We start from the raw sequence: 13,790 nt of genomic DNA on the forward strand, positions 1-13,790 counted from the left end.
TTATAGACTCCTACACATGGTGCCAGAGACTCTCCTGACAATCCCGACGGTGACCGGCGCAATCATCGTGGGCCCGCTGATCATCGGCGCGGCGGTGCTCGCTCTGATCGGCGTGGGAGCAGTCTATCTCTCCGGCGGAAACAAACGCTCCAAACGCTTCGCCGCCTCCCGGCAGCGGGGCCAGGTCGAGCAGGGCGAACGCGACCCGCTTGATGAGCACAGCACGGAGGAGCTGCGTCTGAAGGCCGGTGAGCTGCTGGTCGCCGCCGACAACGCCGTGCAGTCCAGTGAGCAGGAGCTGCTGTTCGCCTCCGCCTCCTACGGCGATGAGAAGGTCGCCACCTTCGAGGAGGATCTCGCCTCCGCCAAAGCGCACCTGAGTGAGTCCTTCCGGCTGCAGCAGCAGGCTGACGCCGTGGACGAGGAGGACGACGCCCAGGCCCGGCACCTGCTGAAGCAGATCATCGGCTCCGCGGAGAAGGTCAACGAGACCCTGCAGTCCCACCAGGAGGAGTTCGACGGCCTGCGTGACCTGGAGCGCAATCCGCAGCCAGCCGTGGAGGAGCTGCAGCAGCAGCTCGATGCGCTCACCCCGCGCCGTGCAGACTGCGAATCAGCTCTCCAACAGCTGCGCACCCAGTACAGCGACGACGCCCTCCACCAGTACCGAGACAACCTCGAGCAGTCCAACCAGGTGCTGCAGTCGGCCCAGTCGGCCCAGTCAGAGGCTGCGGCGGCCACAGCCTCCGGCGATACGGCAGAGGCGGTGCTGGCGATCCATTCCGGCGAGCAGGCGGCCTCCGATGCGCGCAGCCTCATCGAATCCATGGAACAGACCCAGGAACGATTGGCGACCGCCCGGCGGAACTTGGACATCGGTGTGGCTCAGACCCATCAGGACATCGCTCAGGCGAAGGCCACCTACGATGCCGGTCAGGCTCCTGAGCTTGCCGGGCCGATCGCTGCCGCCGAAACCACTGTGGCCCGCACTGAGCGCGCCCTGCAGTCCCAGGAGCGCATCGACCCGTTGGAGCTGCTGCACGCGTTGGAATTGGCTCACCGTGAACTGGACACGCCGCTGAACGCAGTGCGCGACCGCCAGGCCCAGGACCGGCGGGCGCGGCAGATGCTTGATCATGAGCTGCTGACCGCCCGCAACCAGGTGCAGTCCTCCTTGGACTACCTGCGCTCACGCCGCTACGGGGTCTCCTCCACGGCCCGGACCCGGATGGCGGAGGCGCAGCGGTGCCTGACCGAGGCAGAGTCAACCGGCTCCTCCCAGCCCTCGCGGGCAGTGGAGCTGGCGCAGCAGGCCAAGGGGCTGGCCGTTCAGGCCGCTCAGATCGCTGAGCGTGAGGCCGCCACCGCAGGCATGCAGACCATGGGCGGCGGGGCGGGGCACCGCGGCTCCCTGGGTGGGGGCTACGGCACCGGCGGAGGATTCGGCGGGTTCGGCGGGCTTGGATATGGCACCGGGGTGCCGCAGCAGCGCGGCTACGGCTACGGCCGTCGTCGTTCTGCTTTGGGCATGGGGATGCGGATGGCCGCCCGGGCCAGCAGACGCCGCCGGTGGTGAGCGCGTCATGCCGGCGGCACAGAAAATTCATCCCCGGGGCTGATGCCGCCGCGGGCATGGCAGATAGTATCGATACGTGAGCAACAGAAGCAGCCCGACGCCCTTCGAGGAAAGGTGATCAATGTGAATAAGCAGTCCATTTTCGGACGGATGTCCCAATTGGTCCGCGCCAACGTGAACGCCATGCTGGACCGTGCAGAGGACCCGGAGAAGATGCTGGACCAGATGGTTCGCGACTTCACCGACAACATCCGTGAAGCTGAGGAAGCTGTCGCCCAGACCATCGGCAACCTGCGCATGATGGAGGACGACTACAAAGAGGACCTGGACACCGCCCGCTCCTGGGGGCAGAAGGCCCTGGCCGCCTCGAAGAAGTCCGATGACTTCCGCGCCGACGACAACGACCAGAACGCAGCGAAGTTCGACAACCTGGCTAAGGTGGCGATCCAGCGGCAGATGGACGCAGAGGGTTCGGCGAAGAACGCCGAGCCGGCCATCCAGTCCCAGCGCGACGTGGTGGAGCAGCTGCGCACCGGCCTGGAGCAGATGAAGACCAAGCGCCAGCAGCTGATCTCCAAGCGCGACGAGCTGGTGGCCCGTTCCAAGGCCGCTCACGCCCAGTCGCAGGTGCACGACGCGGTGCAGTCCATCGACATCATGGACCCCACCTCCGAGGTGGGCCGGTTCGAGGAAAAGATCCGCCGCGAAGAGGCGCGGGTGCGTGGGCAGAACGAACTGGCCGCCTCCAGCCTGGATTCGCAGTTCGAGCAGCTGGAGGATCTCGGTGAGCAGGCCGAGATCGATGCGCGCCTGGCGGCGCTGAAGGGTGGGGACTCCTCCCCCGCCGAAATCGGCGCCGGCACCTCAGGCACCGGTGTCACCGAAGACGATCTGGCCTCGTTGGACACTGAGCAGGGCAGGGCCTGACGTCCCGGCGTATTCCCAGGGCGAACCCGGCAGTCTCAATAGCGCCAATCCGGCGGGACTCTGATGTAATGGGGAGTGGACTGACAGTTCACTCCCCATTTGCATGTCTGTAGGAGAAATCTCGTGACCGCTGACTCAACGACCAACGGCAACGCCACTGATTCGGCAGCCCAGACCAGTGCCGGCTCAGTCAACACGGGCCTGGCACAGATGCTCAAGGGCGGCGTCATCATGGACGTGGTCACCCCTGAGCAGGCGAAGATCGCCGAGGACGCCGGTGCAGTGGCTGTGATGGCCCTGGAGCGGGTGCCCGCAGATATCCGCGCCACCGGCGGACTGGCCCGGATGTCTGATCCGGAGCTGATCACCGGCATCATCGACACCGTCTCGGTGCCGGTGATGGCCAAAGCCCGCATCGGCCACTTCGTGGAGGCCCAGATGCTGCAGCACCTGCAGGTGGACTACATCGATGAGTCCGAGGTCCTCTCCCCCGCTGACTACGTCCACCACATCAACAAGTCAAAGTTCACCGTGCCCTTCGTCTGCGGTGCCACCAACTTGGGTGAGGCCCTGCGCCGGATCACCGAGGGCGCATCCATGATCCGTTCCAAGGGTGAGGCCGGCACCGGAGACGTCTCCGAGGCGATGAAGCACATCCGCACCATCAACTCGGAGATCGCGAACCTCACCGCCATGAGCGAGGATGAGCTCTTCGTCGCTGCCAAGGAGCTGCAGGCCCCCTACGACCTGGTGAAGCAGGTCGCCGCCGACGGTCGTCTGCCGGTGGTGCTGTTTGTGGCCGGCGGTGTGGCCACACCAGCCGATGCGGCCATGATGATGCAGCTTGGCGCAGACGGGGTGTTCGTCGGCTCCGGCATCTTCAAGTCGGGCAACCCACAGGAACGTGCCGCAGCAATCGTGAAGGCCACCACACACTACGACGACCCTGCGGTCATCACCGAGGTCTCTCGTGGTCTGGGAGAAGCGATGGTCGGCCTCAACGTGGCAGACCTTCCGGCTCCGCACCGGCTGGCTGAACGCGGCTGGTGAACCCCGCCCCGGTGATCGGCGTCCTGGCCCTTCAGGGGGCCGTGGCTGAGCACCAACGCGCTCTGCACGCCGTCGGGGCCACGACCCGCCTGGTGCGTCGCCCCGCTGAGCTGGAGAACTTGGACGGGCTGGTCGTTCCTGGCGGCGAATCCACTGCCATGGCACGACTGGCGGCTTCCACGAATCTCATGCCTGCCATCCGGGAGCACCACGAGCAAGGCATGGCCGTCTTCGGCACCTGCGCTGGGCTGATCCTCCTGGCCAATGACGTCGCAGACGAAGCTGGCCTGCAGGGGTTCGACCGGATCGGAGGGCTGGACGTCGCAGTCCGGCGCAACGCCTACGGCGCCCAGCTGGATTCCTTTGAGGAGCAGCTGGAAGTCCGTGGTCTTGAGGCCCCGATGACGGCGGTGTTCATCCGGGCTCCGATCATTGAGCAGGTTCTCAGTGACGACGTCGAGGTCCTTGCTGAGGCTCGGGGAACTGCCGCCGCTGTGTGCCAGGGCAACCTGGTGGCCACCAGCTTCCACCCGGAGCTGACCGAGGACACCGGCCTTCATCGGCTCTTTGCTGAGATCGCGGAGTCCCGCCGAAGCCGCCGGCGTCCGGCGCTCAGCCCATAGGGTCCTGGTCTCGCCCCTCCCTCAAAAATGCATGAGCAGTCCCTGGGCATTGCCTGCACACTAATGCGTGCTCTGCTCCCCTTTGGCATGATGTCTGTGGTCGGGCAATTTTCCCGGCGTGCGCCACAGCAACCAGGAGACCCATGAGCCAAGATGCCCAGCGTGGGGGCGAATCGGACCCCGCATCCAGAGCCGCGGACCCCAGCACATCGCAGGCTGAGCTGCATCAGCTCTGCGCAGCCCGTCCTGAGCTGCGGCCGGTGATCGCAGAGAACCCGAATGCCTACCCGCAGCTGTTGGAGTGGTTGGGCCGCCTGGGCGACCCTGAGGTGGATGCGGCACTGGCCCGCAGGGGTGAGGACGGCCAGACTCGGCCGCTGACTGATGAAGGTCCCGGAGCGGCCGGGTCTGCCCAAGAGCAGACCCAAGAATTCGGTGCCGTTCAGCAGCCCCCCAGCACACCGGGGCACGCTGCGCCGCCGGAGCCCTCAGACTTCGACCAGCAGGTCTACGGTGCCCCGGCAGCGAGTGCGCACAGCGGGCAGGACTATACCCAGCCGCCGGTCTACGCCCATCAGCCCCACCCCGGGTATCCGCCGCCGGGTTACGCCTACACGCCTGCGGTCTCCGCCGAACCTGACACCGAGCCGCGTCGTCGCCGAGGCGGGGCAGGGTGCGTCATCGTGTTCGTGCTGGCACTGATCACCGCAGCCGCACTGATCGCCAGCTATTTCCTGCTCTTCGGCAACCCTTTGGCCAATAATGACGACGCCGCTCCCGGCGCTGAGCAGCAGGAAGAGGTCTCCCCGGAAGATGAGCAGCAGGGCGGGGCAGCCTCCCCCGACGACTCTGCCTCCCCCACCGAGGACACCGGCGACGAGGAGGACACGGACGAGGACGCACAGGCCCGTCCGGCACCAGATGACGCCCTGGACATCACCGCCTTCTCTGCGCCCAGCGGCAATATCCACTGCACGCTCAGCGACGATCAGACCCTCTGCACCATCGGTGAGCACTTCTTTGACACCCCCTCCGGCTGTGACGAGGCGGTGACGGTACGAATCGGCGCGGAGGGTGCGGCCGAAACGGCCTGCGATGAAAGCATCGGCTCGCAGGGCCAAGAGCTGAACTATGGTCAGGTCACCGGCAACGGCAACTTCGCTTGTGAGGCCACACAGACACACTTCGAATGCTGGTCCCAACAAACGGGCAACGGGTTCCAATTGGCCCGTGAGTACTACGAGCTCTACGACTACTGAGGGGTCACGGTGGACATCAACGTCGTGCTGACGCTGGTCACCAGCGTCGTCATCGTCTTCTGCCTGTTCTCCGTCCTGCTTCAGCGCCTGTCGCTGCCGGGGCCGACCATATGCCTGGCCTTTGGTGTACTGGTCGGCCCCTTTGCCCTGGATCTGATCCGGTTGGAAGATTTCGGGCTGCCGCCCAGCACCCTGCTGGAGCAGGCCGCGCGCATCACCCTGGCGATGAGTCTTGCCGGGATCGCGCTGCGGCTTCCCCACGGGTACTGGCGGCGCAATATCCGCTGGGTTGCCGTCATCATCGGACTGGGCATGGCCGCCATGCTCCTAGCAGCTGCCGGGGTGCTCTGGGCAGGCCTGCAGGTGCCGCTGCTGGTGGCGCTGCTCTTCGCCGCAATCATCACCCCTACTGACCCTGTGGTCACCACACCGATCGTCACCGGACCAGTCGCCGAGGAGCGAATTCCCCAACGGCTGCGGCACAACCTCTCAGCGGAGAGCGGCATCAATGACGGACTGGGCCACTTATTCGTGATGCCGATGGTGCTGTTGCTGACCAGCCCGGCCACCGCTGGCGGTGATTTCGCGGCCGTTCTGCTGTGGGAAGTGATCGGCGGTTCGGTCTTCGGCATGATTCTTGGGTTCCTGATGGGCCACCTGTTCATCCACGTGAAGAAGCGGGGGCTGATGGATGAGTCGTCCTACCTGGTCTTCCTCGTGCCGTTCAGCCTCTTTCTGCTGGGCTCAGCAACCCTGTTGAACACTGAGGGGCTCTTGGCCGTATTCCTGGGCTCGGCGGTGTTCGGCCAGGTGATCCCGCAGCGGGACGAGGATGAGGAGGACAAGATCGATGACGCGGTGAATCAGCTCCTGCTGCTTCCGGTGTTCGTGCTGCTGGGCGCCGCGCTGCCCCTGGGGAGGTGGGCCCAGGAGGGGTGGGTCGTGGCCGCAGTGATCGTGGTGGCAGTGTTCGCCCGGCGGCTGGTCGCACTGTGGGTGCTGCGCCCGCTGCTGAAGCCGCTGCACGATCGGTCTGAGACGCTGTTCCTCAGCTGGTTCGGCCCCATCGGGATCTCCGCGCTGTACTACACCATGGTGGCCCAGGACCACACCGGCAACCAGGACCTCTTTGTCTGGGCCACTGTGGCGATCACCGCCTCTGTGCTAATCCATGGGGCTTCCACTGCACCGCTGAGTCGCTGGCTGAAGCTCCATGAGCGCCGGGGGAAGACCTCAGGAACCCCTTAAGCCGGTGAGCTGCGGGGATGGGCCTCAATCAGCAGCTCCAGCAATCGGGAAAGCTCCGCTCGGTCGGCTGCACCGAGCACCGCGAAGAAGTCCTCGGCCTGTTTGAGCCGTTCGCTGCGAATGAGCCCGAAGAGCCGCTGGCCCTGCTCGGTGACGTTGACCCGGGTGGCCCGTCGATCTGCAGGGTCCGGATCGCGGCGCACCAGATGTTTGGCCTCCAGCAGGTCAATGACTTCAGTGGCTGATCGAGGGGCGATGCGCAGGCGGTCAGCGATCTCGCTGAGCCGCATACCTTCCGGATGCTCGCCGGCTTCCGCGCCGTTGTGCATCGTCGAACGCGCCAGGGCCGCCAGCGCCCGGTATTGGTGCGGACTGAGATCGAACGGGGTCAATTGGTCCATCCACCCCCGGCGCAGCCTTCGGTTGACGGCGTGAAGCTGGTCGGAGAGCTCTGGTTGCTGCGTTCTATAGGTCACTGCGACATACTACCTCTATTGCCTGGATACCTCTTAGTGAGGTAACCTCTTTACATAATGACTGTGACAGCTCAGCCGCGCGGGCAGGCCCACCTCAGCGGCACCAAGATTGCTCCGGAGGACCGCCAACAGCTGAACCAGCATCCGGTCTCACTGCGGCGCATTGCCCAGCTCTTCGCACCCCATCGAGGGGCCATCACACTCGTGGTCGCCCTGATCACGGCATCCTCGGCCATCACCATCGCCCAGCCCTTCCTGGTGCGCGAGGTGATCGACAACGCGCTGCCGAATCAGAACCTGGCCCTGTTGGCATGGCTGACCGCAGCAATGATCGTCATCGCGGCACTGACGGCTGTGATCGGCGTGGTGCAGACCTGGATGTCGACGCTGATGGGCCAACGGGTGATGCACGGGCTGCGGGTCAGTCTCTTCACCCATCTGCAAGCTCAGTCCCTGCGGTTCTTCACCCGTACCCGTTCCGGTGAGGTCCAGTCCCGGCTGATGAATGACATCTCCGGTATGCAGCAGGTCGTGACAACCACCGCCACCGGCGTCGCGGCGAACATCACCACCGTGGTGGCCACGTTCGTGGCCATGCTTGCCCTGTCGCCGAGCCTGACGATGATCTCAGTGATCGTGCTGCCTCCGGCCATCTGGCTCTCGCGGCAGGTCGCGAGGCTTCGTCGGCAGTTCACCGATGAGCGCCAACAGGCTCTTGCTGGCCTCCACACCCAGGTCGAGGAGGGGCTCAGCGTCTCCGGTGCCCGGCTGGCCAAGACTCTGGGCACCACCGAGCGCGATGCTGAAAAGTTCACGCTGCGATCACGTGACCTGATCGGCTTGGAAGTCCGCAGCCAGCTGGCCGGCCGCTGGCGCATGGCCACGATGCAGATCGTCTTCGCGGCTATCCCCGCCGTCATCTACTTCGCGGCAGGGCTGCCCTTCGCCGCAGAGACCATGACCATCGGCACCGTCGTCGCCTTCACCGCGCTGCAGTCCCAGGTCTTCCGGCCCATGATGGGGCTGCTCAACATTGGGGTGCAGTGGTACACCGCCTTGGCGTTCTTCTCCCGCATCTTCGAGTATCTGGACCTGGTTCCGGAACTGACACCCGCTGCCAACCCGGTTCGTATGAAACCGGCGCACCTGACTGGCGAGGTGCGCATCTGCGGTGTGGACTTCTCCTACGGCTCGGGCGTCGCCAACCGCTCGGGCTCCTCCAACGACGCTGAATCCCCCAGCAACACTGACCCCGCCAGTAACCCTGAGTCCCCCAGCACGAATGTGCTGCACGGCGTCGACCTGCACATCCCGGCCGGTCGGACCGTCGCTGTCGTGGGACCCACCGGATCCGGAAAATCGACGCTGGCGGCCCTGCTGCCCCGGTTGTACGACCCCACCGCCGGCACAGTCACCATTGACGGCGTCTCGGTGGATCAGATTCATCCCCAGGATCTGGCCCAGCTTGTCGGCGTCGTCTCCCAGGAGACCTACCTGATCCATGCCACCATCCGGGAGAACCTGCTGCTGGCGCGGCCCGAATCATCCGACGCCGACCTGTGGTCAGCCTTGGAGAACGCGGCCCTGGCAGAGACCGTCCGCCGGCTGCCGGAGGGTCTGGACAGCCTCGTCGGTGCTCGCGGGCACCGATTCTCCGGCGGCGAGCAGCAGCGGTTGGCGATCGCCCGCACGATCCTGCGCAACCCACCGATCCTGGTGCTGGACGAGGCGACCTCCGCTCTGGACAACACCACCGAAGCCCAGGTCCAGCACGCTCTGAACAAGCTGGCCCAGCAGCGGACGACCCTGCTGATCGCCCATCGGCTCGACACGGTCCTGGAGGCCGACAAGGTCGTGGTGCTGGACTCTGGAAGGATCGTCGAATCCGGCGCACCGAGTGCCCTGCTGAACGGCGACGGCGCCTTCGCCGCCTTAGCGGCGCGCCGCGTGACCTAGGGACCGCTTTGCCGGATGACCGCGCCCAAACGTGCAGGTGGCTCTCCGACGCACAGCGCCGCCCGGCGCCCCTCGGAGGCCTGCGCCTACCCTGAAGTAGTGGACATCTGAGATAGGTAGCAGCTGGCGGATGGCCTTAGTTGGAAGCGGTAGTCTGCGTAGTTGGTGTGTAATCTCGCATCATCGTGGACACTGAATCTCAGTATTTCATGCACACCGGGTCTCAAAGCTTCGTGTGTCCTGTCTCAGCACATCGAGGACACACGATCTCATGACATCGTGGACAGGGTGTCTCACCACATCGAAGACAGTTGCCCTGCTGGATTCCTGCCACGCTCAACGGATGGCTAATTCTCTTTCACCTCGTGTCCGGGCCGCGATCATCAACTACGACCCCACCCGGCCCAATGCGCTCACAGTCACCGAGTTCTGCCGGTCAGTGAAGATCTCTCGCAGCGTGTTCTACAAGATCCGCCGGCGGCGGGGCTCAGGAGTCCACAGCAGCACTGCACCCGCGTTCCCGGGCCCCGAGGACCCCGGCCAGGCGGTACGGCCCAGAGGTCATCAACGAACTGGTCCGGATCCGTAAGCAGCTCAAAGCTGACGGGTGGGACTATGGGCCACGGTCGATCTACTATGGGGCCACCATCCAGGATGCCTTCCCCGGGGAGAAGATTCCGTCGGTGGCGACCATCGCCCGGCTGCTGGCCAGCGTGGGCCAGGTCGAGGCCTCGCCGAAGAAGCGTCCGAAGTCCTCCTACATCCCCTTCGCTCGCTCGACTGCGATGTCGCTGTGGCAACTCGATGCCTTCGAGTACCGGCTCATCAGTGGGACCACCGCGACGATCTATCAGCTGCTCGATGATGCCACCAGATTCGATATGGGCACCAGCGCCTATACCCGCCATGAGAACAGTGCTGATGCCAAAGAGGTGCTCCAACACGCCATCGCCGCCCACGGGGCTCCACGTGAGCTGCTTTCGGATAACTCCTCGGCCTTCAACCAGCAGCGCCCGGGCGCCATCGGCTCGGTGGAGATCTTCCTGGCGTCCAAGGGCACCATGCCGATCAGCGGACTGCCCGGTAGGCCCACGACCCAGGGCAAGAATGAGAGATCGCATCAGATTTCAATGACGCCTGAATAATGAGCACCGGCAATGGCTCTGGTCAACAATCGATTTCGACCTCGGACACTGGCTACATCAATGATTCCTTCACCTAGGTCGACCAGCTCAGCAGCCATCGCAGAGCTGAGGACCTCATGAGTGTGTGCGCTCTCCACATCGAGGAAAGGCAGTGGGTCATTGAAAACAGCTTCGGCGACTGTGCGCTTGTCTCTCCAGTCGCGCGGCACTCCTCCGACCATCAAGAAATGAGGGCCCTGCTCTGCCACGTGCTTCCTTATCGCAGGCGCTGGTCGAAACCGCGCCAGCGTCTCCGCGTAGGCACCCTCTAGATCGCTGGCAAAGTACAGGACCCCGTGACCAGGGACGTCAAAGCGATTGCCGGCGTGTTTGCGTGGACTGTCTTCCGCAGAGATCTCAGACCAATGAAAGGGATTATCAGCGCGGGCGACACGATAGAGCCGCTTACCGTTGAGGTCCCTGGTGTCCGGGGCCTCAAGGTGTTCAGGCAGCATTGAGATACGCGCGAGCTGCGGCCATGACATCCCGGGCAGACCCGTCTCGGATCGCTTCAGCTGGTGAGGCGTCATCCAGCTGGGGGTTCATCCCCATGAACCACGCCCTGATCGTGGCCGGTTCTTCTTTCTGGCGCAGCAGGGTGTACACGGCGTCGAGATCTCTGACTCTTTTCTCTGAGTCGTAGCGGATGCCGTGGCCGACGGCCCAGCGCTGAAGGGACCGGTTGTCGACTTCCATGATGAATGACAGTAACGAGGACCCGAAGGCCCCTGTGAGCTCCCCAATGATCTCCGAGACATCTCTGACCGGGAACTCCGCGGCCGAATGCGTGCGAATAGCTTCGCTCATCGAGACCACCTCCTGGCATGTATAGTGCCTCTATTGTCGCACTAACGTCGCCTAAGTGTCACCAAGCTCGATTCTGGAGACCTGCCGCTGTCCGGCTCCGATGCGCTCGGCCAGCTCATCTACATCGGTAGACCGTAGTTCACCGGATAAGACGTCAACTCGATTTCCGTTCTCGTTCCCGCACGTAGTCCCGCACGCCGGCGACCAGCTCAGCCACACCCTGATCGACGGCCTCCGTCTGGTCATCGATATCTAAGCGTGCTCCCAATTGCAACCGGAAGCTCCTGCCGAGTATCGTACATTAGGTGTTACACTATGTCATATGGCTACACTTACAATACGCACTGATCCAGAGGTGGAGCGCGCCTTGGAGTCGCTGACCTACGGTGGACTGTCGCGCTCTGAAGCAGCCAGGACTGCGATTCTCGAGGCTGAACGGGCACACCGTCGGGCGGCGCTTCGGGCTGAGGCCGAGTCGCTGCGCAATGATCCTGAAGACGTCGCGGCCTCGCGTGAGCTGGCTGCGAAGATGGATGCCGTTCGTGCGTGGTGATCTCTACCGGCTCCGAGCACCTAAGGACGTTCGCGGACACGAGCAGGCCGGAGCACGGTTCGCGGTGGTGCTGCAGTCCGACGACCTCCCGCTGTCCACGTGGGTCGTTGCACCTACTTCCACCGGGCGGCGCGAGGCATCCTTCCGACCCCAGATCGAGATCGAAGGCACGATGACCCGCGTGATGGTCGAGCAGCTCACCGTGGTGGATCCAGAGGCCCGGCTGGGAGACTTCGCCGGCCGCCTGGACGCCGCGGAGTTGCGTGCCGTGGACGCTGCTCTCTTGGTCGTGCTGGGCCTGGATTGAAGAACAGCAGGGTCGTCTTCGCACTCATCGCTCAGAGGACTCACGCGGCCCCGGCCTCCCAGACCCGATCGCGCAACCGATCGAAGTACTCCTCGTTCATCTCCGAGCCGGACCCAGAGCTCATACCGTCCACCAACAAGGTGTGCAGCTGGGAGCGTTGCTGCTGTCGCCGGAGCAGCTGGCGGATGAACTCGCTGCCGGTGTCATAGCCACGCTCATGGACCTGCTCCTCGTGAGGCTCCTTGATCCCTTCGGGCAATGAGATATTCATTCTCGCCATGGAGCTAGCGTAATCCTTAGGGCAGTCAGGTTCTTCTCACGGCACTCGGTTACCAACGGTGCTATACCCTGGTTGCCATCGTGCTTCCAGACTTTCAGAGGCCGTTGCGGATGGAGTTGGTGGGAGTCCCTGGGATCGAACCCTTGCTGCCGTTGCTGGACCTGGAGCACCATGAGTTCGAAGCCGTTCTGGGACAGCCGGTGAGGCTGAGCAGAGTCAGTCCTGCTGATGAGCACGTGTGGCACGTGGTCATCGACCCCCACGCCCCTGCCGCAGAGCTGCGGGCAGAACCGGACAGATGCCGTCTAAGCAGCGTAGTTCCTACGGCAGAGGACTTTGTGGGCTCTTCACAATTGAGGGTGTAGTTGGGTTCTGAATCCTCCGGATTCTAGCAGCGACCGGGCGATGTAGTTGGTGAGGTTCCGGAAGCCCAGGGCTGAGCCGCGCAGGTGTTCCAGTCGGCCATTGATTGCTTATGCCGATGTTTGGATTATGCCGACCTTTTCGGGTTGCCCCTGGTGAGGGCCGTAGGGCGTTGACTCTTGTCGGCATAATCATAGATTCTCCAGCCAGGTGAGTACGTCGGGTGACGGCGTGTAGGTGCCGGCCTCGATTTCGGGGTGGCGGGTCTTGTCGAGGATGTTTTTCTTGGTTTCCATGTCTGCCTGCAGATACATGTCAGTCGTTGAGGTTTGCTCATGGCCCAGCCATAGGGCGATGAGGCTGACGTCGACTCCGGCGTGAAGCAGATTCATCGCCGTAGTGTGACGCAGCGAATGCATGGTGATGTGCTTACCTCTTAAGGACGGGCAGGATGTGCTGGCAGTGCCCAAGTGAATGGCGAGGCGGCGTTCGATGGCGTCGCGTGAAAGGGCCCTGCCGTGCGGCCCGGGAAATAGGGCCTCTCCTGTGCGGTTTGCGCGTTCTGTGAGGTAACGGTGCATCTGCTCTGCCAGTGGAGTGCTGATGGGTATGGCCCGGTGTTTTCGGCCCTTGCCTTCGCATTCGACATGTGGGCTGGTGCCGACGTGGATGCTGGGGATGGTCAGTGTGATCAGTTCGCTGACTCTTAACCCGGTGTGGATGACCAGAGCGAGCATCGCCTGGTCGCGCCGGCCGACCCAGCTGCCCAGATTCGGTGCTGCCAGCAGTGCAGCGCTCTCTGCCTCGTTGAGGTAGCCGATCTGAGGTTTGGAGGTTTTCGCTGGTGGGATGGCCAGGATCTGGCGGAGACTCTCAGCGTGTTCTGGGTGATCGGGCAGGGCGTGTGTGAACACAGCACAGATCGCAGTAAGCCGCCCATTGCGTGTCGCGGCGCTGTTTTCCCGCTCGGTGGCCAGATGCTCCAGAAAGCCGGTGACCACCGACCGGTCAATATCTTCCAGGCGGATGTGATCTGCCGGGGTCGCAGTCGTGGCGCAGATGTGCTTGATCAGCAGCCGCCAGGCGTCACGGTAGGAGGCGACCGTGTTGGCCGAGAGGTTGCGCTGGGCATGGACGTAGTCGGTGAAGAATGCTTGTAGCACTGTGGTGAGGTAGGTCAT

Annotated in this window: 14 protein-coding genes and 1 pseudogene; 10 read left to right on the forward strand and 5 right to left on the reverse strand. The window is 64.0% G+C overall.

Annotation, left to right across the window (positions count from 1 at the left end; all coding sequences use genetic code 11):
• Window positions 1-16: 16 nt before the first annotated feature.
• From FHX47_RS06770 to FHX47_RS06795, 6 genes are all read left to right on the forward strand, one after another.
• On the forward strand, window positions 17-1,576 hold the full coding sequence (locus tag FHX47_RS06770) for a coiled-coil domain-containing protein (RefSeq protein ID WP_183358171.1): 1,560 nt from the start codon (window positions 17-19) through the stop codon (window positions 1,574-1,576).
• A gap of 123 nt (window positions 1,577-1,699) precedes the next feature.
• Window positions 1,700-2,503: a PspA/IM30 family protein gene (locus FHX47_RS06775; protein ID WP_183358172.1), complete on the forward strand. Its 804-nt coding sequence runs from the start codon at window positions 1,700-1,702 to the stop codon at window positions 2,501-2,503.
• Between the two features lie 123 nt (window positions 2,504-2,626).
• A complete protein-coding gene (gene pdxS, locus FHX47_RS06780; RefSeq protein WP_343064329.1) occupies window positions 2,627-3,553 on the forward strand; it encodes a pyridoxal 5'-phosphate synthase lyase subunit PdxS in 927 nt (308 codons plus the stop codon).
• Window positions 3,550-4,176: a pyridoxal 5'-phosphate synthase glutaminase subunit PdxT gene (pdxT, locus tag FHX47_RS06785; RefSeq protein WP_183358173.1), complete on the forward strand. Its 627-nt coding sequence runs from the start codon at window positions 3,550-3,552 to the stop codon at window positions 4,174-4,176. Before pdxS ends, pdxT begins: the two co-directional genes overlap by 4 nt.
• 143 nt (window positions 4,177-4,319) lie before the next feature.
• Complete coding sequence (locus tag FHX47_RS06790) at window positions 4,320-5,435, forward strand: variant leucine-rich repeat-containing protein (protein ID WP_183358174.1); 1,116 nt, start codon at window positions 4,320-4,322, stop codon at window positions 5,433-5,435.
• Window positions 5,436-5,444: 9 nt separating this feature from the next.
• Window positions 5,445-6,683 (forward strand): cation:proton antiporter domain-containing protein, encoded by a 1,239-nt coding sequence (locus tag FHX47_RS06795; protein WP_183358175.1) that lies wholly within the window; start codon window positions 5,445-5,447, stop codon window positions 6,681-6,683.
• Here FHX47_RS06795 and FHX47_RS06800 read toward each other — a convergent pair.
• Window positions 6,680-7,159 carry a MarR family winged helix-turn-helix transcriptional regulator gene (locus tag FHX47_RS06800; protein WP_343064330.1) on the reverse strand — a complete coding sequence of 160 codons (480 nt, stop codon included), beginning with the start codon at window positions 7,157-7,159 and terminating at the stop codon, window positions 6,680-6,682. The two genes, FHX47_RS06795 and FHX47_RS06800, sit on opposite strands and share 4 nt — an antisense overlap.
• A 57-nt stretch (window positions 7,160-7,216) precedes the next feature.
• On the opposite strand from FHX47_RS06800, the gene FHX47_RS06805 reads away from it, so the two are divergent.
• Together FHX47_RS06805 and FHX47_RS06810 are read left to right on the forward strand one after the other, a co-directional pair.
• Window positions 7,217-9,115 (forward strand): ABC transporter ATP-binding protein, encoded by a 1,899-nt coding sequence (locus FHX47_RS06805; protein WP_183358176.1) that lies wholly within the window; start codon window positions 7,217-7,219, stop codon window positions 9,113-9,115.
• A 343-nt stretch (window positions 9,116-9,458) separates the two neighbouring features.
• Window positions 9,459-10,239: pseudogene (locus tag FHX47_RS06810) on the forward strand (transposase family protein); the annotation flags it as partial.
• Here the strand turns inward: FHX47_RS06810 and FHX47_RS06815 are convergent.
• Entirely contained in the window at window positions 10,236-10,829 is a 594-nt protein-coding gene (locus FHX47_RS06815) for an RES family NAD+ phosphorylase (RefSeq protein ID WP_343064331.1), read from the reverse strand. The pseudogene FHX47_RS06810 and the gene FHX47_RS06815 sit on opposite strands and share 4 nt — an antisense overlap.
• Window positions 10,744-11,106, reverse strand: coding sequence for a hypothetical protein (locus FHX47_RS06820; RefSeq protein ID WP_183358178.1), 363 nt, complete (start codon window positions 11,104-11,106; stop codon window positions 10,744-10,746). The genes FHX47_RS06815 and FHX47_RS06820 overlap by 86 nt, the downstream gene beginning before the upstream one ends.
• Before the next feature lie 322 nt (window positions 11,107-11,428).
• Here FHX47_RS06820 and FHX47_RS06825 point away from each other — a divergent pair, with 322 nt between their 5' ends.
• Both FHX47_RS06825 and FHX47_RS06830 read left to right on the forward strand, forming a co-directional pair.
• The gene (locus FHX47_RS06825) at window positions 11,429-11,659 is read left to right on the forward strand and encodes a hypothetical protein (RefSeq protein ID WP_183358179.1); all 231 of its coding nucleotides are present in this window, start codon (window positions 11,429-11,431) and stop codon (window positions 11,657-11,659) included.
• Window positions 11,649-11,966, forward strand: a complete 318-nt coding sequence (locus FHX47_RS06830) for a type II toxin-antitoxin system PemK/MazF family toxin (RefSeq protein WP_183358180.1) — start codon at window positions 11,649-11,651, stop codon at window positions 11,964-11,966. Before FHX47_RS06825 ends, FHX47_RS06830 begins: the two co-directional genes overlap by 11 nt.
• 40 nt (window positions 11,967-12,006) lie before the next feature.
• Here FHX47_RS06830 and FHX47_RS06835 read toward each other — a convergent pair whose 3' ends face one another.
• The gene (locus tag FHX47_RS06835; RefSeq protein ID WP_183358181.1) at window positions 12,007-12,246 is read right to left on the reverse strand and encodes a type II toxin-antitoxin system ParD family antitoxin; all 240 of its coding nucleotides are present in this window, start codon (window positions 12,244-12,246) and stop codon (window positions 12,007-12,009) included.
• A gap of 554 nt (window positions 12,247-12,800) precedes the next feature.
• Window positions 12,801-13,790 (reverse strand): tyrosine-type recombinase/integrase, encoded by a 990-nt coding sequence (locus tag FHX47_RS06845; RefSeq protein ID WP_168888656.1) that lies wholly within the window; start codon window positions 13,788-13,790, stop codon window positions 12,801-12,803.

Source organism: Garicola koreensis (assembly GCF_014195445.1).
In the GTDB taxonomy this organism is placed as follows: domain Bacteria; phylum Actinomycetota; class Actinomycetes; order Actinomycetales; family Micrococcaceae; genus Nesterenkonia; species Nesterenkonia koreensis.